The sequence below is a fragment of the Streptomyces wedmorensis genome, from assembly GCF_000716445.1.
Classification (GTDB): domain Bacteria; phylum Actinomycetota; class Actinomycetes; order Streptomycetales; family Streptomycetaceae; genus Streptomyces; species Streptomyces wedmorensis.
The window spans coordinates 87,055-108,904 of the sequence record NZ_JNWK01000079.1; the positions used below are offsets into that span (position 1 = coordinate 87,055).

Consider the following 21,850-nt stretch of genomic DNA (forward strand, 5'->3'; position numbering starts at 1 on the left):
ATTCCATAGGTTTATCAGTAGGAGTCCCGGTGACGCAGAACGGACAGGGTCCGGAGCCGCAGTACCCGGCGGTGCCCCCCGCGCACGACGGTGCCCGTGGGGGAGCGCAGCCGTGGGACGGCGCCTGGGGTCCCGCCGGCGGTCAGCCGGGCGGGCAGCCGCTGCCGCCCGCGCAGCCGCTGCCCCCGGAGGCGGCGCCGGGCGCCGCCGACATGCAGTCGACGCAGTACCTGCCGCCGATCCCGCCCCAGCAGGCGCCCCAGGCCCCGCAGGCCTTCCCGCAGCAGGCGCCGCCGCAGCCCGGGTACGGCTACCCGCAGCCGGGTGTCCCGGCCGCCGCCGACATGCAGGCGACCCAGCACATCGCGCCGGTCCCGGGCGCGATGCCGCCGGTGCAGGCGCCGCAGCCCGGGTACGGGTACCCGCCGCCGGCCGCCGCGGCCGCCGGGGACATGCAGGCCACGCAGTTCATGGCCCCGGTGCCGCCGCAGCAGGGCGGGGGCGCGGCGACCCAGTTCCTCGGCACGGGCCCGCTCCCGCAGCAGGGCCCCGGGCAGGGCGCGGGACCCGGACAGGGTGCCGGGGTCGCGGGCGCGTCGGACGCGACCCAGTACATCGCCCCCGTACCGGGGCAGGTGCCCGGTGAGCGGCAGCCTCCCGCGGAGTTCGACAGCCTCTTCCGCACCGAGGCGCCGCAGGCACCCCGGGCGCCGCAGCCGACCCAGGGCTACCAGCAGCCGGCCCCGCCGGCGTACCGGCAGCAGCACCAGCAGGCCCCGCAGCAGGGCTACCAGCCGCCGCAGCCCCCGCAGCAGCAGTACGGCTACCAGGACGCCTACTACGACGACGAGCCCGAGCCGCGCCGCAAGTCGCCGGTCGCGCTGATCGCCGCCGTCGTCATCGGCTGCGCGGTCGTCGGCCTCGGCGCCGGGGCCCTGCTGAGCGGCGGGGACGAGGACAAGGACCCCAAGAAGGGCGGCCAGAACGTCGCGGCGAGCTCCGCCGCGCCCTCCGGCGGAGCGACGTCCTCCGAGAAGCCGGCCGACCCGGCGGAGCCGCAGGCGCAGGAGCTCAGCAAGCTGCTCGCGACCAGCAGCAGCAGCCGGGAGACGGTGATCAGCTCGGTCGCGTCCATCAACCAGTGCAAGAACCTCGACCAGGCCGCGAACGACCTGCGGGGCGCCGCCGAGCAGCGCCGCGGACTGATCACCAAGCTCCAGGCGCTGTCCGTCGACCAGATCCCGGACAACGCGGCGCTGACGGCGGCGCTCACCAAGGCCTGGCAGGCGTCGGCCTCCGCCGACGACCACTACGCGGCCTGGGCCGACCAGATGAAGGCCAAGAAGGCCTGCAAGGACGGCAGGGCCCGCTCGACCAACCACCGGGTCGCGGGGGACGCGAAGAGCGGCGAGGCCACCACCGCCAAGAAGGAGGCGGCCGGGCTGTGGAACCCGACCGCCGCGAAGTACGGACTGGAGAAGCGGACCTACTCCCAGCTGTAGGGCGGGCCCTGCCGATCAGGCCGGCGCGGCCCGGGGATCCGGGCCGCGCCAGGTGGGTCAGGGAGCGCTGAGGACGGTCTCGCCGACGTCGACGAAGCCGGGCTTCTGCGCCACGAGCCGGCCCTGGCGGACCACCTGGAACGTCACCTCGTGGTTGACGATCCGGGGGAAGCCGGGAGCGCCGAGCAGGTCCTCGTACTTCCAGCGCAGGGTGGGGGTGAGGCCGCCGGTGTCGATGCGCGCGCCCCGGTCGAGGGCGTGACTGATCTTCGAGGCCGTGATCGTGTCCTGGTCGAGGCCCTCGACGACCTCCTTGAGGACCGTGTACGCGATCCAGGTGGTCTGGACGCCGGCGTCGGCCGGGTCGACCCGGTTGTCGGCGAACGCGTGCTCCTGGATGACCTTGCGCATCGGCGCCCAGCTCTTGTCGGCCGCCTCCGGGTACCAGCCGGTGACGTACGCGCCCTCGAAGGGGCTGTGGGCGCCGCCCGTGCGGTCGATCACGGGCTGGCCGACGCTGCCGAGGACCGAGGAGATGCGGACGGCGGGCTCCTTGCCGTCCTTGCCGTCCTCCTCGCCCTTCGCGTCGCCGTCGGCCGCGCCGGTCGGGAGGCGCCGGAAGGAGTCGAAGAAGGTCTGGGTGCGCTCGCCGAGCACGGCGGTGACGCAGCCGTCCTCGCGACCCGCCTTGGCGCGGGCCCGGTCGGCCTGCTGGGAGTACTCGGCGGCGTCCTCCAGGGCCGGGATGTCGATCGCGCTGCGGTGACTGGCCTTGCGGAGGCCGGAGTTGAGGAGTCCGGGGAGCTTGTCGCCGGCGATGGTGTCGGGTCGGACGAGCGAGACCTTGCGGCACGACTCGGCGAGCTGCATGCCGTGCCCGGCGATGAGGGAGGCCTGCCCGCCGTTGACGGGGTACGAGAGGGGGCTGGTGAACTCGTCCTCCGAGATGCCGTAGCCGCCGATGTACGGGATGCCCGCGGCCTCCAGCGGCGCCATGAAGGCCCGGCCGTTCTGGCTGTACGAGCCGACGACCGCGACCGCGTTCTCGCGGACGGCCCGGCGGGCGCAGTCGGCGGCGCCGGCGGAGGTGTTCTGTTCGTTGCAGGTGATGACGCGCAGTTCGTGGCCGTCGAGGCCGCCCTGGGAGTTGACCCACCGTGCGTAGGCCTGTGCCATGGCGGGCATTCCGGGCATGTTGGTCGCTCGGGTCTGGTCGGGCGCCCAGGTCATCACGGTGACGGGCTCCCTGGAGCCCCCCGTGGCCCCAGGGAGCACGCCGCACCCGGTGAGCAGCGACGCTCCGGTCGCCGCGGTCGTGACGTACGCGAGGAGTGAGGTCAGTCGCCTACCGGTCATGGGCATGCACATTTCCGCCTCACGGGTAACGCGGGAGTGAGCACGGTTCAACGGTGGGTGACGTGAAGGTGAATTACGGGGGCTGGGTCTCGATGAGGAGGGGGTGAGTCCGCTTATTTTGCAAGGGAACGTACGATCGAAACGTGTCCAGTCCAGTCTCCGGTTCGGTTAACTCTTCCCGTCGCGGCCGTCGCTCCTCCACCATGGGCGGCATGCCGCTCAACGACATGCCGTGGTGGCGCTGGCGCATCAACGTGCGCTCGGCGCTGCACATGCTCTCCGATCCCGGGTTCCACGAGACGACCTGGCTGGCCGGCCTCGACGGGTACGGCGACGTCACCGACGCCGTCTACCGCCTGGTCGAGGACACCTGGCTCGACAACTGGTCCGCCGAGAAATACGTCGGCGCCGTCTTCCGGGACGCCGGCGAGGCCGCCCTCGTCGACGTCGCCGTCCTCCGCGTCCTGCGGATCATGCACCAGGTCGGACCCGACGCCCCCGTCTCCGCCTACCTCGAACACCACGGCTGGCCCGAAGCCGTACGCGCCGCCCGTGAGGCACACGTACGGATGGCGCAGGCCGACGGCGAGGACCCCGACGCACCCCCGCGCACCCTCGACGTGATCCGCATCATGACCCGGTCCTGAACGGCCGCCGCTCCGCTCGCGCCCGACTCGCGCACCACCCGCGCGGTGCTCGCGAACCGTCCGCGAACCGTTCCGCCTGCCGGACGGGGGCTCACCCGGCGCTTCCCGGTATGGCAGGCTGCCGGAATGACCGATCAGTACGTCCTCACCCTCTCGTGCCCCGACAAAAAGGGCATCGTGCACGCCGTGTCGAGCTACCTCTTCATCACCGGGTGCAACATCGAGGACAGCCAGCAGTTCGGAGACCGGGACACGGGTCTCTTCTTCATGCGGGTCCACTTCTCCGCCGAGGCGCCGGTGAACGTGGACAAGCTGCGGGCGAGCTTCGCGGCGGTCGGCGACTCCTACGCCATGGACTGGCAGATCCACCTCGCCGACGAGCCCATGCGGGTCGTCCTCATGGTCTCCAAGTTCGGCCACTGCCTGAACGACCTGCTGTTCCGCTCCCGGATCGGCGCGCTGCCCGTCGAGATCGTCGCCGTCGTCTCCAACCACACCGACTTCGCCGAACTCGTCGCCTCCTACGGAGTGCCCTTCCGGCACATCCCCGTGACCAAGGACACCAAGGCCGCCGCCGAAGCCGAGCTCCTCGAACTCGTCCGCGAACAGGACGTCGAGCTCGTCGTCCTCGCCCGCTACATGCAGGTCCTCTCCGACGACCTCTGCAAGGAACTCTCCGGCCGGATCATCAACATCCACCACTCCTTCCTCCCCAGCTTCAAGGGCGCCAAGCCGTACCACCAGGCCCACGCCCGGGGCGTCAAGCTCATCGGCGCCACCGCGCACTACGTCACCGCCGACCTCGACGAAGGCCCGATCATCGAGCAGGAGGTCGAACGCGTGGGGCACGAGGTCACTCCCGACCAGCTCGTCGCGGTCGGCCGCGACGTCGAATGCCAGGCCCTCGCCCGAGCCGTCAAATGGCACGCCGAACGCCGCATCCTCCCCAACGGCCGCCGCACCGTCGTCTTCACCTGACCCCCGAGCGGCCCCCCACCATGCGGCCCCGCACCCACCGCCGTGCGGGCCTGCGCCCACCGCACCCGTGTGGGCCTGCGCCCCCGCCCCGTGCGGGCCCCCGCCCCGTGCGGGCCCCCGCCCGTCGCCCACCCCCGTGCGGGCCCCCGCCCGTCGCCCACCTCCGTGCGGGCCTTCGCCCTCCGCCGTGTGGGCCTTCGCCCACCGCCGTGTGGGCGATCGTCCCGCTGGGGCGGGACGGGGGGGGACACGGGACGGCGCCCTCGGCGGCGCCTCAAGGGGCGCCGTCCGTTGTGCCCACCCGTTCCGCCCCAGCGGAACGATTGCCCACAACGCGGGGCGCAGGCGCGGGGGTGGGCACCGCCCCAGCGGAACGATTGCCCACAACGAGGCGGGGCCGGGGGTTGCGGGTGGGCACCGCCCCAGCGGAACGATTGCCTACAAGGAGGCGGGGAGCAGCCCACAACGCGGGGCGCAGGCGCGGGGGTGGGCTCCGCCCCGGCGGAACGATCGCCCACAGCGGAGGGGCGCGGGCGCAGCCCGCAACGGGCGGGGCTCGGCTAGAGGCGGCTGAGGGAGGCGGCGGCGGAGAGGACGTCGCGGATGGCTTCGCGGTCGCCGTCCTGGCCCGCGGCGGCCTCCTCGGGGGAGATGTGGCCGGCGACGAGTTGACAGAATTCGACGCCGTCCATGGCGACCTGGGCGACGGATTGTTCGGCGGAGCCGACCGCGGCGGGGGAGTCGAGGGGGATGTACCAGTGGCCTCCGCCCGCGCCCTCGACTTCGAGGTGGAGGGAGCGGCCGGGTGTCCCCGCGGCGACGAGGTGGCGGGCGGGTGAGGCGAGGCCGGCGCGGCGACGGGTCGCGAGGGCCGCGGGGAGCAGGCGGGCCGCCAGGTCGATCATGCCGTGGAGGTGGGCGCCGCTGGGCGGGGCGTAGGGGTAGGCGACCGCGTTGGCGATGTCGTCCGCGTGGACCCAGCATTCGAAGGCCCGCTCGAGGAGCGAGTCGCGGAGCGGCAGGGCGAAGTCCTTGTAGGTGACGGTGAGGTCGGCGACTCCGCGTCCGGCGAAGGAGACCGTGCGGATCAGGGTGTGGCTCTGTTCCCGCCAGGGGTCGCGCAGGGCCCGGTTCGGCGGCCGGTCGAGTCCCGCCCAGAACGCCTCGGTCCGCTCGGCCGGTGACAGCTCGGGCACGCCCGTGCCGAGCGGGTCCGTCAGGCCCAGTGCGGCGGACACGAGGCCGTCGACGGCCAGGAGGTGGCCGATGACTCCGGCGACGGTGGCCTTGCGGCGGACGACGCGGTCTTCCTCGTACCACTTGAGCCGTACGGGCGCGTGCCATTCGGATTCGCCGATGTCACGCAGGAGCGCGTCGAGCCGGGCGGTCTCGGCGTCGTAGGGCGTGACCCACTCGGGGACGGGGATGCGGGCGGGGCGGCGGCCCAGGCAGTTCTCCAGGACCCGGGAGCGGAGCAGCGGGTCGAGGTCGAGGTCGCGGTCCTCGTGGAGCAGCGCGACCGCGTCGCGCAGTCGCAGGGCTTCGTCGGCGCAGGGCGCGCACGAGGTGAGGTGGTCCTCGACGGCCTTCGTCTCCCCGCTGGAGCACGCCGAGAGCGCCCACGCGCCGAGCAGGGACTTGAGCACGCCGTGGGTGAGTACGGGCACTTCGGTCTCGGCGGGTTCGGTCTCGGCGGGTTCGGGCGCGGGCCCGGGTTCGCCGGAGGCTTCGAAACCGGGGAGGACCGTGTCCGCGCCCGGTGCCGCCTCCAGGTCGGCGTGGTCGTCGGCCGCCTGGCGCGGGCCCGGTATCCAGGGCGCGCGGGCGAGGTCGTCGGGGTCGCCGTGGGGTGTGCTCACAGGGCGGGTCCGTAGCCGGGCGGGGAGGAGCCGCCGAGGGGGCGGGTGTTGGCGGTGGAGAGGAGCTGGAGGCCGAGGCGCAGGCGGCGGCGGGCCTCGTCGTCGGTGACGCCGAGGTCGGCGGCGGTCTGGCGGTAGTCGCGGCGCTGGAAGTAGGCGAGTTCGAGGGCGGCCCGCAGTGGGGCGGGCATGGAGGTCACGATGTAGTCGGCGCGGGCTGCGACGGAGGCGCGGCGCACCTTCTGTTCCAGTTCCTCGGCGGATCCCTGGCCCGTCTCCGCGTAGGCCGTGGCCTCGGCCTGCCGGAGCCGGTGGACGGCCTGCCGCTGGGTCAGCCGGGCGACCCAGGAGCGCATGTTGCCCTGCTTGGGGTCGTAGGCGTCGGGGTTCTCCCAGATGTAGCCGAAGACCTCGCGGGTGACCTGGTCGGCGGCCGCGTCGTCGTCGAGGACGCGGTGGGCGAGGCTGTGCACCAGGGCGGCGAACCGGTCGTAGAGCTCGCCGAGGGCGGCGGCCTCGCCGCGCGCGAGCCGCTGCTGCATCTTGCGGTCCCAGCGCGGTGGTGTGTCCATCGCCATCCGACCCTCCGCCCCTCCCGGTCTCCGATCCCGCCCTTTCTCTTTCCAAAGTAGTGCGCCGCACCGACGGCGTACGTCTGTTTGCCGCAAGTGCGCCCTTGACGCGGGTGTGGATGGTAAGGAACGCGTCATCCCCGGGAACGCGGGTTTCGGCCCGGTCCGACGGGGCAGGCGGCGTCCGTGACAGCGATCGAGGTCGACGAGGACGAGTACGGCTCCTGGACGGTCCTGCGGGTGCGGGGAGAACTGGACCTGGTCACCTCTCCCCGGATACGCCGCAGCGTCCACGACGCCGTCGCGGGCGGCCGGCACGACCTGGTGGTCGATCTGTCGGGTGTGCGGTTCTGCGACTCCAGCGGCGTCGGCGTCCTGATCGCCGCCCGCCGTCTCCTCCGCTCCTGCGGCGGCCGCCTCCGCCTGATCCTCCCGGGCGGCGCCGCAAGCACCGCAAGCACCGGAAGCACCGGAAGCACCCCAAGCACCCCAAGCACCCCAAGCACCGGAAGTACCGGAGTCGGCGGCAGCACCCGCAGCACCGGCAGCGCCGGTGACGGAGGCGGCTTCGGGGAGGCGGCCGGCCTCGGGGACGGTCACGTGGACCGGGTGCTGTCCGCGCTCGGCGTCCGGCGCCTCTTCGACGTGTACGAGGACGTGCCGGGGGCGCTCACGGGGCCGCCGGACCGAATCGCTCCCTGAGCCGGTACTTGAGCACCTTCCGCAGGGTCTCGTTGCGGGGGAGGGCGTCCATCAGTTCCAGCTGCTCCGGCAGTTTGTGGACGGACAGGCCCGCCTCCCGCAGGAAGGCCGTGACGGCGGGCAGGGTCAGCGGGGCCGCGCCCGGGGGCTGTTCGACGACGGCGCAGACGCGTTCGCCGCGTTCGGCGTCCGGGAGGCCGATGACGGCCGCGTCGCCGACGTCGGGGTGGCGGTGGAGGAGGTCCTCGATCTCCTTGGCCGATATGTTCTCTCCCTTCCGGATGATGATGTCCTTGATCCGGCCGGTGAGGACGAGGTGGCCGGTCGGGGTCAGGTGCCCGACGTCCCCGGTGATCAGGAAGCCGTCCTCGTCGAAGGCGGCGGCCGTCTGCGCCGGGTCCAGGTAGCCCTGGCAGACGGCCTCGCCCCGGAGGCGGACCTCGCCGTCGTCGGTGATGCGGATCTCCATGCCGGCCGGCGGGCGGCCCTCGGTCGTGGCGAGGTTCTCGACGGTGTCGTCGGGCGCGCCCATGGTGATCATGGGGACCTCGGTCATGCCGTACCCGTGGGTGAGCTGGCAGCCCAGCTCCTTCCGTACGGCGTGGTAGATCTCCGGCGGCTTGGGCGCGCCGCCGCCCGCGAGCAGCCGCAGGGTGGGGATGACGGGCTTGTCGGGCTGCTTGCGCTGTTCGGTGAGGAACATCGAGTAGAAGGCGGTGGAGCCGCCGGCCACGGTCACGCCGTGCCGGTTGTACTCGTCCAGGGCGTCGGGCAGCGCGAACTGTTCGAACATGACGGCGGGGAACCCGTACAGGAGCAGCATCACCGTGTAGTCGGGTCCGGCGATGTGCGCGTACGGGAAGGCCATGGAGCCGACGTCCTCGGCGGTCAGCCTCAGCGCGTGCGCGAGGCAGGAGCCGCCGGCGAGGAGCGAGCGGTCGGTGTGCAGCACGCCCTTGGGGTCGGAGGTGGTGCCGGAGGTCCAGTAGATCCAGCGGACGTCGGTGCCCGAGGCGGGCGGTGGCGGCAGGACGGCCGGGTCGCCGTCGGGCAGGTCCTCGTACGCCTCGAAGATCCCGCGCGCGCCGAGCCGCCGTGCCATCTCCGTGTGGTCGTGTCCGCGCCAGACTCCGGGGACCGCGAAGTGCTCGGCCCGGGACTCGCGCAGCGCGAAGCCGACCTCCTTGTCCCGGTAGAAGGGGATCACCGGCGTCTGTACGGCTCCGACGCGGGCGAGCGCGAAGGTGAGCACCGCCGTCTCGATGCGGGTGGGCAGCTGCCAGGCGACGACCGTCCCGGCGCGCACGCCCTTGTCGTACAGCCCGGCGGCGCACCGCTCGGCCCGGTCCCGCAGGCCGCCGAAGGTGAGTACGCGGTCGCCCTGGAGCAGGACGGGCCGGTCGGGGGTGAGCTCGGCCCGGCGTTCGACGAGTTCCCAGAGCGTGCGGGACTCGCCCAGGGCGTGTGCGGTGTCGTTCATCCCGTACTCCTCCTGGCTGACGTTGCGTCAGATAGTGCGGTGAGCGTAGAGGTCCGACGCTTGTCGGTCCAGGGGTGCGGGGCTAGCCTGATCCCGTCAGATCTGACGGGTCATCAGAAACGGGCCGGGAGCGGTCCGCCCAATCCGGGAGAGGCTCCATGACGGAACTGCCCCGCATCATCAGCGTCGACGACCACGTGATCGAGCCGGCCCACCTCTTCGAGACCTGGCTCCCGAAGAAGTACCGCGACCGGGGCCCCCGGCCCCTCACGGCCGGCATCGGCGAGCTCGCCTACGTCGCCGGCAAGTACCAGATCACGATGGACCCCGAAGGCCCGCCCACCGACTGGTGGATCTACGAGGACCTCAAGTTCCCGTACAAGCGCAACATCGCCGCCGTCGGCTTCGACCGTGACGACATGACCCTCGAAGGCATCACGCGCGAGGAGATGCGGCGCGGCTGCTGGGACCCGGCCGCCCGCCTCAAGGACATGGACCTCAACCACGTCGAGGCCTCCCTCTGCTTCCCCACCTTCCCCCGCTTCTGTGGCCAGACCTTCGCCGAGGCGCACGACAAGGAGGTCGCCCTCGCCTGCGTGCGCGCCTACAACGACTGGATGGTCGAGGAGTGGTGCGGGGACAGCGGCGGCCGGCTCATCCCGCTCTGCATCATCCCCCTCTGGGACATCGACCTCGCCGTGGCCGAGATCCGGCGCAACGCCGCCCGGGGGGTCAAGGCCGTCACCTTCTCCGAGATCCCCACCCACCTCGGACTCCCCTCCATCCACTCCGGCTACTGGGACCCCTTCTTCGCCGTCTGCCAGGAGACCGGCACGGTGGTCAACATGCACATCGGCTCCAGCAGCCAGATGCCCGCCGCGTCCCCCGACGCCCCGCCCGCCGTCCAGGCCTCCCTCAGCTTCAACAACGCCATGGCCTCGATGATGGACTTCCTCTTCAGCGGCGTCCTCGTCAAGTTCCCCCGGCTCAAGCTCGCCTACAGCGAAGGCCAGATGGGCTGGATCCCGTACGCCCTCGAACGCGCCGACGACGTCTGGGAGGAGCACCGCGCCTGGGGCGGCGTCCGCGACCTGATCCCCGAGCCGCCGTCCACGTACTACTACCGGCAGATCTTCTGCTGCTTCTTCCGCGACAAGCACGGCATCGCCTCGCTGGACGTGGTCGGCAGGGACAACGCCACCTTCGAGACCGACTACCCGCACGTCGACTCGACCTTCCCGCACACCAAGGAGGTCGCCCTCGACCACGTCCGGGGCCTCGACGACGAGACGATCTACAAGCTCATGCGCGGCAACGCCATCCGCATGCTCGGCCTCGACCTCGACCGGGGCCTCGTCTGATGGACCTCACCTGCACCGACGAGGAGGAGGAGTTCCGCGCCCGGCTGCGGGAGTGGCTCACCGCCACCCTGCCCGCGCTCCCGCCGAGACCCGACCCGCTCGACTGGCCGGCCCGGCGCGCGTACGACTGCGGATGGCAGCGCCGGCTGTACGACGCCGGATACGCCGACGTCCACTGGGACGCGTCCCCCACCCAGCGGCTCATCTACCTGGAGGAGACCGAACTCGCCGGCGCCCCCTACGTCGGCGCCAACTTCGTCGGCCTCCTCCACGCCGGACCCACCATCGCCGCCGAAGGCACCGCGGGGCAGCGGGAGCGCTGGCTGCCGCCGATCCTGCGCGGCGACCACGTCTGGTGCCAGGGCTTCAGCGAACCCGACGCCGGGTCCGACCTCGCCTCCCTGCGCACCCGGGCCGTCCGGGACGGCGACGAGTACGTCGTCACCGGACAGAAGATCTGGACCTCCCACGCCGAGGTCGCCGACTGGTGCGAACTCCTCGTCCGCACGGACCCCGACGCGCCCTCGAAGCACCGGGGCATCAGCTGGCTCGCCATGCCGATGGACGCGCCCGGCATCACCGTACGGCCGCTGCGCACCCTGGCGGGCTCCACCGAGTTCGCCGAGGTCTTCCTCGACGAGGTCCGGATACCCGTAGGGAACCGGGTGGGGGACGAGAACGACGGCTGGCGCGTCACCATGGTGACCCTCTCCTTCGAACGCGGCACCGCCTTCGTCGGCGAGGTCGTCGCCTGCCGCCGCCTCCTCGGCGAACTCGCCCGTACGGCCCGGAAGAACGGCACCTGGGACGATCCCGTCCTCCGCCGGCGGCTCGGCAGGCTCGCCGCCGAGTTCCGGGCCCTCTGGCGGCTCACCCAGGCCAACGTCAGCGAGGCCCAGGCGACCGGCGGCGTCCCCGGCGCCGGCGGCTCCGTCTTCAAGCTCCACTACTCGCACGCCCGCCAGGAGCTGTACGAGGCCGCCGCCACCGTCCTCGGCCCCGACGCGCTCGACCTCGACCGCGACTGGACCCTCGACCGGCTGTCGTCCCTCTCGTACACGATCGCCGCCGGCACCTCCCAGATCCAGCGCAACATCGTCGCCGAGCGCATCCTCGGCCTCCCGAAGGGCCGGTGACCGTCATGGACTTCCGACTCACCGAGGACCAGCGGGACCTGCGGCGGGGGGTGCGGGAACTGCTGGCGCGGCGCTTCGACCGGGACGCGCTGCGGGCCGCCGTGGACTCCCCGGGGCTCGACCGCGGCCTGTGGCGGGAGCTCGGCGCCGCCGGGTTCTTCTCGCTGCGGCTTCCCGAGGAGGACGGCGGGGTGGGGCTCGGGCTGCCCGAGGCGGTGCTCGTGTTCGAGGAGGTGGGGAGGGCGCTGCTGCCGGGGCCGCTCGTCGCCACGCACGTCGCGGCGGGGGTCGTGCCGGGGGCCGCGGAGGGGGCTGTCGTGGTGACCTCCGCGTCGGAGGGGCTGGTGCCCTGGCTGGACGAGGCGGACGTGGTGCGGGGGGAGGCGGAGGGGGCGGTGCCCGTGCGGTCGGTCGATCCGCTCACCCCACTGCACCGCGTACCCGGCAACGGGGGTCGCGCCCACCCGTTCCGCCCTGCGGAACACCTGCCCACGACGGTTTCGACGGGGATCCTGCTCACCGCCGCCGAGCAGGTCGGGAGTGCCGGGCGGACCACCGAGATGGCGGTGGCGTACGCGCGGGAGAGAGAGCAGTTCGGGCAGGTGATCGGGGGGTTCCAGGCGGTGAAGCACCTGTGTGCGGGGATGTTCGTGCGGGCCGAGCTCGCGCGGGTGGCCGTGCGGGCGGCGGCCGTGACGGGGGACGGCGTGGAGATCGCGGGGGCCAAGCTCCTCGCCGACGAGGCCGCCACGGCGAACGCCCGTGACTGCCTGCAGGTGTACGGCGGGATGGGGTTCACCTGGGAGGCGGACGTGCACCTGCACCTGAAGAGGGCGTGGGTGCGGGCCCGGCTGGGGATGACGGGGGCGCGGGCGGAGGAGGTGGTGGCGGCGGGCCTGTAGCGCTGCGCGTCCGATGCGTGACGGAGCGTCGATATCGGGTTGTGTCCTTCGGAGGGGTCGTCACGGCCCGGAGTCGGCCTCCGGCTCCGGTACTCTCCGTGGATGCGCGTGCACGTCGGCCCGGATCGTCCCGGTGTCGCCCTTGGGGTGGCCCCGTGTCCGGGAATGCCCGCCGTTCGCGCTCGGCGTTCGACTACCCGCAGCGTGCGTCGCACAGTATGGACCATGCGTACTCCTTCGCGCTGGAATATGCCCGAAGCGCTTGTTGCGGTGACTGTACGTCAACCATGCTGTCCCACAAGGGAATCACGTTCCGTAAAGGTGTGTCCGCCGGTTCGGATGGTGTGAGCGGTGCAGGTGCTTCAGGTGCAGTTGGAGGTCGGGCCCGACCCGGCGGAGGTCGGTCGGGCCCGGAGGTGGGCGCGGTCACGGCTCGCCGGTTCGGGCATAGGTGATGACGAGCCGCTGGCCGACACGCTGGTGCTGATCATCTCGGAGCTCGTGACCAACGCCGTGGTGCACACGGGATGTCCCGCCGTGCTGCGGATGCTGTTCGCGGCCGGGGGCGGGGTGCGGGTCGAGGTGGCCGACGCGAGCGACCGTCCGCCGCGGCCCCGGCACGCGGACGGCGACGACACCAACGGGCGCGGCCTTGAGTTGGTGGACGGCCTGGCCGACCGGTGGGGCTGGCAGCCGGAAGGTGCCGGTAAGAGCATCTGGTGCGAGGTGGACCGGGTGTCGGTGGCTCCCTCGCGCGGGCAGGGCGTGGTGTTGCCCGGCCGGGTGCACTGTTGACGATTCGTGGCGTTTTGCCCACTCTGGTGTGAGCGATTCGTGGCGAGGGGAGCCGAGGGCCGTGTGCCCTCGGCGTGTGCGGGTCGTGGCCGGGTGGCGGCGGCCGTGCCGTGCTCGGGGCGCGCGCGAGCGCGCCGCCGCCCGTCGACCCGCAGGTGCGGGTGCCTCAGAGGATGGCGACCGGGGCCACCGGTGTGCCCGTGCCGCCGACGAAGGGTTCCGGCATGGCGGAGAGCAGGAAGGCGTAGCGCCGTTCTTGTGCACAGGCTGTGGACAAGGCTTCGAGGTTCCAGTTCTGTCCCTGGAGCATTCCCATCTCGACCAGGTCGAGCGCGTGGACGGGCAGCCACAGGTCGTCGATCTCGGGCGGGAAGATCTCGAAGGTGAGCGTGTCGTTGGCGACGGCCGCGACGTCACGGGCGTGGAACCACTCCGGCGTGCGGATCGAGAGGCCCGGTGACGGGAAGGCGTACCCGTGCCTGTCCCCGGCCAGGTACGACTGCATCTGACCGGTCCGTACGAGCACGATGTCGCCGGCGCGGACCGTGACGCCGCCGAACTCCGCCGCCTCGTCGAGGTCCTCCGGGGTGACGGCGTGGTCGCCGGGCAGCCGGTCGAGGCCCTTCGCGGCGGCGACGTCCAGGAGGACCCCCCGGCTCACGACGTGCCGGGCGGTGTGGATGCCGCTGAACTCGGAGCGGCCGTGCGGGGTGATGGTGGCGGCGGGGCGGCCGTTGTAGATGCGGCCCGAGTGCGAGGCGTGGGTCAGGGCGTCCCAGTGGGTGCCGGCCTGGAGGCCGAGGGTCACGGCGTCGTCGCTGGTGGCGACCGTGCCGGGGCCGAAGAGCTCCTGGTTGACCTGGACCATGACGTGGAGCGGGTTCACCCGGCCGGGGATCATCCCGGTCTGCACCCCGTCCTGCTTCAGGTCGACGGCGAGGGGGACGCGTCGGCCGGTGCGGACGGTGGCGACGGCCTCGCGCACGACCTCGTCGGTGACGAGGTTGAGGGTGCCGATCTCGTCGTCCCGGCCCCAACGGCCCCAGTTGTTGACGCGTTTGGCGATCTCGTGAAAAGCGGTGGGGAGAGACATCGGGGCCTCCGGGGTCTTGTTTTCCGGTATCTGACGGACCGTAGAATCCTGACGACGAACGAATCTAACGGACCGTCAGAAAATGCGGGAAGGGGCCGGGCGTGGGGAACTTCTTGGCTGGCAAGGTCGTCGCCGTGACGGGCGCGGGGCGGGGCATCGGCCGCGCCGTGGCCCTCGCGTGCGCGGCGGAGGGCGCGAAGGTCGTCGTCAACGACTACGGGGTGTCGATCGAGGGCGGCGAGCCGACCTCCGAGATCGCCCTCGCCGTCGTGAAGGAGATCGAGGCGGCGGGCGGCTCGGCCGTCGCCGTCGCCGACGACATCTCCACGATGGCGGGCGGGCAGCGGATCGTGGACGTCGCCCTCGCCGAGTACGGGCGGATCGACGGGGTCGTCTGCGTCGCCGGCATCCTCCGCGAACGCATGCTCTTCAACATGTCCGAGGAGGAGTGGGACCCCGTCGTCGCCACCCACCTGAAGGGCACGTTCACGGTCTTCCGGGCCGCGTCCGCCGTCATGCGCAAGCAGGGGACGGGCACGCTGATCGGGTTCACCAGCGGCAACCACCAGGGGTCCGTCGCCCAGGCCAACTACTCCGCCGCCAAGGGCGGGATCATCTCGCTGGTCCGCTCGGCGGCGCTCGGCCTCCACAAGTACGGCGTCACCGCGAACGCCGTCGCCCCGGTGGCCCGTACCCGCATGTCCGCCAACGTGCCGATGGAGCTGAAGGAGATGGGGGAGCCGGAGGACGTGGCCGCCCTCGTCGTCTACCTCCTCTCGGAACGGGCCCGCGCTGAGAGGATCACCGGCCAGGTCTACACGATCGCCGGCCCCAAGATCGCCGTCTGGGCCCAGCCCCGCGAGCTCCGCGCCGGATACGCCGAAGGCGCCGCCTGGACCCCCGAACGCATCGCCGACTTCCTCCCCGGCACCGTCGGCACCGATCCGATGCCGATGCTCGCCCGCCTGGAGGAGATGGCCCGCGCGGCGGCGGCGGGCGACCGGCCCAACGCCGGCAAGGGGGAGGCGTCATGAGGGGCGTCGTCTTCGACGGGAAGCAGGTCCAGGTCGTCGACGACCTGGAGGTACGGGACCCGGGGCCCGGCGAGGTGCTCGTCGCCATCGCGGCGGCGGGACTCTGCCACAGCGACCTGTCGGTCGTGGACGGCACGATCCCGTTCCCACCGCCGGTCGTGCTCGGGCACGAGGGGGCCGGGGTCGTCGAGGCCGTCGGCCCCGGGGTGAAGCACGTCGTGCCCGGCGACCACGTGGCCCTCTCGACGCTGGCGAACTGCGGGGCGTGCGCGGACTGCGACCGGGGGCGGCCGACGATGTGCCGGAAGGCGATCGGGATGCCGGGGCAGCCGTTCTCACGGGACGGGCAGCCGCTCTACCAGTTCGCGTCGAACTCGTCGTTCGCCGAGCGGACCGTCGTCAAGGCCGTCCAGGCCGTACGGATCCCGAAGGACATCCCGCTCACCTCCGCCGCTCTGATGGGCTGCGGCGTCCTCACCGGCGTCGGCGCGGTGCTCAACCGCGCGAAGGTCGGCCGGGGCGAGACGGTCGTCGTCATCGGCACCGGCGGGATCGGGCTCAACGTCATCCAGGGCGCCCGGATCGCCGGCGCCCTCACGATCGTGGCCGTCGACACCAACCCGGACAAGGAGGCGGTGGCTCGCCGGTTCGGCGCCACCCACTTCCTCGCCTCCACGGACGGCGTCCGCGAGATCCTGCCCACCGGCGCCGACCACGTCTTCGAGTGCGTCGGCCACACCGGCCTCGTCCGCACCGCCGTCGACCTCCTCGACCGCCACGGCCAGGCGATCCTCCTCGGCATGACCGCGCCCGCGGCGGAGGCGACCTTCCTCCCGGCCGCCATGTTCCTGGACAAGTCCATCCTCGGCTGCCGCTACGGCTCCTCCCGTCCCCAGAAGGACATCGCCCTCTACGCGGAGCTGTACCGGACGGGCGGCCTGCTCCTCGACGAACTCGTCACGGCCACCTACCCCGTGGAGGAGTTCGCCCGGGCCGTGGAGGACGCGGAGCGGGGGAAGGTGGCGCGGGGCGTGCTCACGTTCTGAGCCGTACGGACAGCGGACAGGCGGCGGACAGGAGGCGGTTCGGGGCGGGCCGCGAGGCGTGCGAGCCCGCCGTATTTCCCTGGGGGACAGGACCGTCGGCGGGTTACGGTCACGGCCATGTCCTACCGCGAACTCGCCACCCGACCCGTCCTGGCCTGGTCCGCCGTCATGGTCACCAGCCGGCTGCCCATCGCCATGGCGCCGCTCGCGGTCGTGTTCCTGGTACGGGAGCGGCCCGGCGGGTACTCGCTCGGGGCGGTGCTCGCGGCGGTGTACGTGCTCGGGGAGATCGTCGGCGCGCCCGTGCTCGGCATGCGGATGAACGCCGAGCGGGCCAGGCCGCAGCTGGCCGCCGGACTCGCCGTCGGCGCCGCCGGGTTCGCCGGACTCGGGCTGCTGCCGGGCGCCCACCCGGTGGTGCTCGGCGCCCTCGCGCTGCTCGCGGGCGTCGGGCCCGCCGCCGTGCCCGGGGGGCTGCGGGCGCTGCTCACGAGCCTCGTACCGGAGCGGGCCGTCACCCAGGCGATGAGCATGGAGTCGGTGCTGACCTTCGCCATCTGGGCGGCCGCGCCCGCGTTGGCGACCGGACTCGCGCTCGGCGTCGACCCGGCCGTGCCGCTGCTCCTCATGGGGGCGCTGCTGGCCGTGTCGGTGGCGGGGCTGCGGATGCTGCCGGCCGGGTGGGCGGCGGAGCCGCAGGAGGAGGGCGCGTCGATGCGGCGGATGCTGCTGCGGGCCTGGCCGGTGTACGTCCTGGGGGCCGCAGGCCTCACGCTGCTCGCGCTGGCCGAGCTGGTGCTGCCCGCCCTGCTCGAACAGCGGGGGATCGGCATCGGGTGGGCGGGGCCGCTGCTCGCCGGGTTCTCCATCGGCTCGGCGGCGGGCGGGTTCGTGTACGGCCTGCGGGGGCACTGGCCGGGGTCGCTGTCCGCCCAGTCGACGGTGCTCGTGCTCGCGGTGGCCTCGGGCGTCGCGCTCGTCGCCGTACTGCCGTGGACGGCCGCGATCGCGGTGGCGCTGGTCGCGGCAGGGATCCTCCAGGCGCCTTCGGGCCTGGCCCGGAACCTCGCCCTGCGGGAGGTCCTGCCGCCGTCCGCGCTCGCCGCCGGGTACTCGGTGATGTACGCGGCGGTGGGCGCCGGTTACGCGGTCAGCGGCACCCTCGCGGGCGGGCTGCTCAAGGTGGTGGCGCCGTCGACGGCGATCCTGTGCGGGGTGGTCCTGACCGTGCTGCTCACCGGGGCCGGTTTCGTGGGGGAACGGCGGCTGATCCGCCGTGCCGCGGTGGCGGGCGACGTTCAGGCGGCGTCGGCGTCGGCGCCGGTGCGGAAGGTGCGGCGGTAGGCCGTCGGGGTCACGCCGATCGCGGTCATCAGGTGGACGCGCAGGGACTGGGCGGTGCCGAAGCCGGCGTCCTGGGCGACGCGGTCGATAGGGAGGCCGGTGGACTCCAGGAGGTGCCGGGCGCGTTCGATGCGCTGCTGGGTGAGCCACTGGCCGGGGCTGATGCCGACCTCGTCACGGAAGCGGCGGGTGAACGTCCGTACGCTCATCGACTCCTTCTCGGCCAGGTCCCGCAGCTGGATCGGCTCGTGGAGGTGGGCCAGCGCCCAGGCCCGCGCCGCGGTGGTGGTGTGGGTGCCGGCCTCGGGCATCGGGCGCTCGATGTACTGGGCCTGGCCGCCGTCCCGGTGCGGCGGCACGACGGTCCTGCGGGCGACGTCGTTGGCGACGGCCGTGCCGTGGTCGCGGCGCACGATGTGCAGGCACAGGTCGATGCCGGCCGCGACGCCCGCCGAGGTGAGGACGTCGCCGTCGTCGACGAAGAGGACGTCCGCGTCGACCCGCACCGTCGGGAAGAGCTGCTGGAAGTGCGCGGCGGAGGACCAGTGGGTGGTGGCCGGGCGCCCGTCGAGGAACCCGGCGGCGGCGAGCACGTATCCGCCGGTGCAGATGGAGACGAGCCGGGTGCCGGGCCTGATGTGCGCGAGCGCGGCGGCCAGCTCGTCGGTGAGCCTGCCCTCGTCGTAGACGGGACCCAGCTCGTACGAGGCGGGGACGACGACCGTGTCGGCGGTCGCGAGGATCTCCGGCCCGTGCTCGACGTACACGGCGAAGTCGGCGTCGGTGGGGACGGCGCCCGCGACCGGGGCGCAGGTGACGATCTCGTACAGGTGCCGCCCCTCTGCGTCCTTGGCGCGGCCGAAGATCCGGTGCGGGATGCCGAGCTCGAAGGGCAGGAGCCCGGGCAGCGCGAGGACGGCGACGCGGTGGGGGGTGGGGCCGGACTGCGGCGGCACGGGGGTGCTCCCTTCGGCGGGCGGCGGAAAAGGAGTGGTGGTCCAGACCACTTTCCGGTAGTTCTGCTTGTCCGTGACGGACAACACGTACAAGTCTGAGGCCGCCGAGCGGATTCCCGCCCCGGCCGAGCCGCCCGCACTGTGGAACCGCAACTTCCGGCTCTTCTTCGTCGCCCGCGCGGTCGCCGTCTTCGGCGAGGGCATGGTCCCGGTCGCCTTCGCCGCCGGACTCCTCGGAGCCGGCCACCCCGGCTCCACCGTCGGGTACGCGCTCGGCGGCTGGACGGCCGCCTTCGCGCTCTTCGTGCTCTTCGGCGGCGTCCTCGCCGACCGGTTCACCGCCCGCCGCATGATGATCCTCGCGGACCTCCTGCGACTGCCCGGCGCCGCCGTCCTCGCCGTCTCCTTCAGCCTCGGCAGCCCCCCGCTCTGGGCCGTCTACACCCTCTCCGTCGCCGCCGGCATGGGCGCCGCCCTCTTCCAGCCCGGCGTCGCCTCCACCATCCCCCGCATCGCCCCCGACGTGCAGCGCGCCAACGCCGTCCTGCGGGTCGCCGAAGCCCTCATGACGATGGCGGGACCGGCCGCCGCGGGCCTGCTCGTCGCCCTCTGGAACGCGGGCGCGGCCTTCGCCGTCAACGGCGTGACGTTCGCGATCAGCGCCCTCTGCCTCACCCTGCTGCGCATCGCCCCGCTTCCCTCCGACTCCGCCCGCCGGGACTCCCTGGGCGCCGAACTCGTCGGCGGGTGGCGGGAGTTCCGGTCCCGGAGCTGGCTGTGGGGCGTCATATCCATCTGGACCGTGTACGGGCTGACCGTCGCCGGCCCCATGGTGCCGCTCACCGCGAGCCTGGTCACCGAGGACCACGGATCGGCCGCGTACGGCGTGCTCATGGCCGTCAACGGCGCCGGCAGCGCGGCCGGCGGCCTCCTCGCCCTCCGGCTCCGCCCCGACCGCCCCCTCGCCTCCGGCGCGATCGCCCTCCTCGGCCTCTCCGTGAACCTCGCCCTGCTCGGCCTCGGCGCACCCGTCGCCCTCCTCGGCGCCGGCCAGTTCATCGGCGGCGCCGCCTTCGCCTTCTGGTTGGTCATGTGGTCCACCGCCGTCCAGACCCACGTCCCGCAGGAGGCCCTCAACCGCATGCACGCCTACGACGTCGCCGGCTCCCTCCTCATGATGGGCGTCGGCCGCACCCTGTCGGGCCCGGTCGCGGCGGCCGTCGGCACCCAGCAGGTACTGCTCACGGGCGCGGGCATCGCGGTCCTCGTGGTGGCGGCACTGCTCGCCGTACGCCCGATCAGGACGCTGCCGCGGGTGTAGGCGGTGCCGTGGGTGTAGGCGGTGGCGCGGGTGTAGGCGCTGCCGCGGGTGTAGGCGGTGCCGCGCGGGGTGCCGGTGCCGGTGCCGGTGCCGGTGGCGTTGGGGGCGGGTGCGGAAGGCTTCCCGGGGGCGTGTCCCGATCCTTTGGAAAGCTGTCATTCCGGCCAATGGCCGGAGCGGTGGCACGGACGGGATGCTCGGTGGCATGGCCCAGACAACCGAGCGCCCCGCCGGACCCGCATCAGACCGTCCCCCCGTCCGCACCCCCCGCGTCCACCGCGCCTGGTTCGTCGCGGCGGTCACCTTCGTCACGATCATCGGCGCCGCGGCGTTCGCCTCCCTGCCGGGCCTGCTGATCGAGCCGCTGCACGCCGAGTTCGACTGGTCGCGCGGCACGATCGGCTTCGCCGTCTCGGTGAACCTCGCCCTCTACGGACTCACCGCCCCCTTCGCCGCCGCGCTCATGGACCGGTTCGGCATCCGCCGCGTCGTCGCCGTCGCGCTCACGATCATCGCCGCCGGGTCGATCCTGACGGTGTTGATGACCGCGGCCTGGCAACTCGTCCTCTACTGGGGCGTCCTCGTCGGCCTCGGCAGCGGCTCCATGGCCCTCGCCTTCGCCGCGACCGTCACCAACCGCTGGTTCACCGCCCGCCGGGGCCTCGTCACCGGCATCCTCACCGCCGCCGGGGCCTCCGGCCAGCTGGTCTTCCTCCCGCTGCTCTCCTGGCTGGTCGAGCACCACGGCTGGCGCCCCGCCGCCGTGACCGTCGCCCTCGCCGCCCTCGCCGTCGTCCCCTTCGTGTGGCTGCTGCTGCGCGACCACCCCGCGGACGTCGGCCTGGCCCCCTACGGCGGCGCGTACGCCGACAAGCCCGCGCCCGTCACCGGCGCCGCCCGCCGCGCCGTCACCGTCCTGCTCAAGGCCGCCCGCACCGGCCCCTTCTGGCTCCTCGCCGGCACCTTCGCGATCTGCGGCGCCTCCACGAACGGCCTGGTCAAGACCCACTTCGTGCCCGCCGCCCACGACCACGGCATGCCCGTCACCGCGGCCGCCGGACTCCTCGCCGTCATCGGCGTCTTCGACGTCGTCGGCACCATCGCCTCCGGCTGGTTCACCGACCGCTTCGCGGCCCGCCGCCTGCTCGCCGTCTACTACGCGCTCCGCGGCGTCTCCCTGCTCTTCCTGCCGATGCTCCTCGCCCCCGCCGTCCACCCGCCGATGCTGTTCTTCATCGTCTTCTACGGCCTGGACTGGGTCGCCACCGTCCCGCCCACGATCGCCCTCTGCCGCGAGCACTACGGCGACGACTCCGCCATCGTCTTCGGCTGGGTCCTCGCCTCCCACCAGGTCGGCGCCGCCGTCGTCGCCTTCGCCGGCGGTGTCGCCCGCGACGTCTTCGGCAGCTACGACGTCGTCTGGTACGCCTCCGGCGCCCTCTGCGCCGCCGCCGCCCTCATGTCCCTCGTCATCCGCCGCCCCCAAACCCCCCCTGACCCCCTGATCCCTCTGACCCCCTGACTCCTGAGGGCCCGCCACGTGGGCTGCGCCCGCCCCCGCGCCACCGCCGTGTGGGCTGCGCCCGCCCCCGCGCCCCCGCCGTGTGGGCAATCGTCCCGCTGGGCGGGACGGGTGGGCACACGGGACGGCGCCCTCTGCCGGGCCCAGGCTTCCGGGCCTGGACGGTGCGCCGAAGGTGCGGCGCCGTGGTGGGTTGTGCCCACCCGTTCCGCCCTTGCGGAACAGTTGCCCACAACCCGGGGTC

At 73.1% G+C, this 21,850-nt stretch carries 19 protein-coding genes; 13 read left to right on the forward strand and 6 right to left on the reverse strand.

The features are described from left to right. Window positions 1-29 precede the first annotated feature (29 nt). Window positions 30-1,502, forward strand: coding sequence for a hypothetical protein (locus OO54_RS37430; protein WP_033211433.1), 1,473 nt, complete (start codon window positions 30-32; stop codon window positions 1,500-1,502). Between the two features lie 57 nt (window positions 1,503-1,559). On the opposite strand, the gene OO54_RS37435 is transcribed toward OO54_RS37430, so the two are convergent. Continuing rightward, window positions 1,560-2,858, reverse strand: coding sequence for an ABC transporter substrate-binding protein (locus tag OO54_RS37435; RefSeq protein ID WP_033211465.1), 1,299 nt, complete (start codon window positions 2,856-2,858; stop codon window positions 1,560-1,562). Between the two features lie 203 nt (window positions 2,859-3,061). Between OO54_RS37435 and OO54_RS37440 the strand changes: the two genes are divergently transcribed. Together OO54_RS37440 and purU are read left to right on the forward strand one after the other, a co-directional pair. Continuing rightward, a complete protein-coding gene (locus OO54_RS37440) occupies window positions 3,062-3,505 on the forward strand; it encodes an SCO4402 family protein (protein WP_033211434.1) in 444 nt (147 codons plus the stop codon). A 126-nt stretch (window positions 3,506-3,631) separates the two neighbouring features. Then, window positions 3,632-4,483 (forward strand): formyltetrahydrofolate deformylase, encoded by an 852-nt coding sequence (gene purU, locus OO54_RS37445; RefSeq protein ID WP_033211435.1) that lies wholly within the window; start codon window positions 3,632-3,634, stop codon window positions 4,481-4,483. A gap of 560 nt (window positions 4,484-5,043) precedes the next feature. Here the strand turns inward: purU and OO54_RS37450 are convergent. Both OO54_RS37450 and OO54_RS37455 read right to left on the reverse strand, forming a co-directional pair. Further along, entirely contained in the window at window positions 5,044-6,342 is a 1,299-nt protein-coding gene (locus OO54_RS37450) for a maleylpyruvate isomerase N-terminal domain-containing protein (protein WP_033211436.1), read from the reverse strand. Then, window positions 6,339-6,920 (reverse strand): sigma-70 family RNA polymerase sigma factor, encoded by a 582-nt coding sequence (locus OO54_RS37455; protein WP_033211437.1) that lies wholly within the window; start codon window positions 6,918-6,920, stop codon window positions 6,339-6,341. Before OO54_RS37455 ends, OO54_RS37450 begins: the two co-directional genes overlap by 4 nt. A 180-nt stretch (window positions 6,921-7,100) precedes the next feature. Between OO54_RS37455 and OO54_RS48930 the strand changes: the two genes are divergently transcribed. Further along, window positions 7,101-7,616, forward strand: coding sequence for an STAS domain-containing protein (locus OO54_RS48930; protein WP_106970175.1), 516 nt, complete (start codon window positions 7,101-7,103; stop codon window positions 7,614-7,616). Here OO54_RS48930 and OO54_RS37465 read toward each other — a convergent pair. After that, a complete protein-coding gene (locus tag OO54_RS37465; protein ID WP_033211438.1) occupies window positions 7,585-9,096 on the reverse strand; it encodes a class I adenylate-forming enzyme family protein in 1,512 nt (503 codons plus the stop codon). The genes OO54_RS48930 and OO54_RS37465 overlap by 32 nt on opposite strands. 158 nt (window positions 9,097-9,254) lie before the next feature. Here OO54_RS37465 and OO54_RS37470 point away from each other — a divergent pair, with 158 nt between their 5' ends. From OO54_RS37470 to OO54_RS37485, 4 genes are all read left to right on the forward strand, one after another. Then, a complete protein-coding gene (locus OO54_RS37470) occupies window positions 9,255-10,457 on the forward strand; it encodes an amidohydrolase family protein (protein WP_033211439.1) in 1,203 nt (400 codons plus the stop codon). Then, the gene (locus OO54_RS37475) at window positions 10,457-11,593 is read left to right on the forward strand and encodes an acyl-CoA dehydrogenase (protein ID WP_017239413.1); all 1,137 of its coding nucleotides are present in this window, start codon (window positions 10,457-10,459) and stop codon (window positions 11,591-11,593) included. The genes OO54_RS37470 and OO54_RS37475 overlap by 1 nt, the downstream gene beginning before the upstream one ends. A gap of 5 nt (window positions 11,594-11,598) precedes the next feature. Beyond that, the gene (locus OO54_RS37480) at window positions 11,599-12,495 is read left to right on the forward strand and encodes an acyl-CoA dehydrogenase family protein (RefSeq protein WP_033211467.1); all 897 of its coding nucleotides are present in this window, start codon (window positions 11,599-11,601) and stop codon (window positions 12,493-12,495) included. 351 nt (window positions 12,496-12,846) lie between these two features. Continuing rightward, the gene (locus tag OO54_RS37485; protein ID WP_033211440.1) at window positions 12,847-13,290 is read left to right on the forward strand and encodes an ATP-binding protein; all 444 of its coding nucleotides are present in this window, start codon (window positions 12,847-12,849) and stop codon (window positions 13,288-13,290) included. A gap of 166 nt (window positions 13,291-13,456) precedes the next feature. Here the strand turns inward: OO54_RS37485 and OO54_RS37490 are convergent, their stop codons facing one another. Beyond that, entirely contained in the window at window positions 13,457-14,383 is a 927-nt protein-coding gene (locus OO54_RS37490) for a cyclase family protein (protein WP_033211441.1), read from the reverse strand. A gap of 101 nt (window positions 14,384-14,484) precedes the next feature. On the opposite strand from OO54_RS37490, the gene OO54_RS37495 reads away from it, so the two are divergent. From OO54_RS37495 to OO54_RS37505, 3 genes are all read left to right on the forward strand, one after another. Next, window positions 14,485-15,417, forward strand: coding sequence for an SDR family NAD(P)-dependent oxidoreductase (locus OO54_RS37495; protein WP_033211442.1), 933 nt, complete (start codon window positions 14,485-14,487; stop codon window positions 15,415-15,417). Then, a complete protein-coding gene (locus tag OO54_RS37500; RefSeq protein ID WP_033211443.1) occupies window positions 15,414-16,463 on the forward strand; it encodes a Zn-dependent alcohol dehydrogenase in 1,050 nt (349 codons plus the stop codon). The genes OO54_RS37495 and OO54_RS37500 overlap by 4 nt, the downstream gene beginning before the upstream one ends. A gap of 117 nt (window positions 16,464-16,580) precedes the next feature. After that, window positions 16,581-17,807, forward strand: a complete 1,227-nt coding sequence (locus OO54_RS37505; RefSeq protein WP_033211444.1) for an MFS transporter — start codon at window positions 16,581-16,583, stop codon at window positions 17,805-17,807. Here the strand turns inward: OO54_RS37505 and OO54_RS37510 are convergent. Beyond that, window positions 17,762-18,763 (reverse strand): GlxA family transcriptional regulator, encoded by a 1,002-nt coding sequence (locus OO54_RS37510; protein WP_033211445.1) that lies wholly within the window; start codon window positions 18,761-18,763, stop codon window positions 17,762-17,764. The genes OO54_RS37505 and OO54_RS37510 overlap by 46 nt on opposite strands. 67 nt (window positions 18,764-18,830) lie before the next feature. On the opposite strand from OO54_RS37510, the gene OO54_RS37515 reads away from it, so the two are divergent. Both OO54_RS37515 and OO54_RS37520 read left to right on the forward strand, forming a co-directional pair. Further along, window positions 18,831-20,084: an MFS transporter gene (locus OO54_RS37515; protein ID WP_033211446.1), complete on the forward strand. Its 1,254-nt coding sequence runs from the start codon at window positions 18,831-18,833 to the stop codon at window positions 20,082-20,084. A 193-nt stretch (window positions 20,085-20,277) separates the two neighbouring features. Next, window positions 20,278-21,606: an MFS transporter gene (locus OO54_RS37520; protein ID WP_033211447.1), complete on the forward strand. Its 1,329-nt coding sequence runs from the start codon at window positions 20,278-20,280 to the stop codon at window positions 21,604-21,606. The last annotated feature ends 244 nt before the right edge of the window (window positions 21,607-21,850 follow it).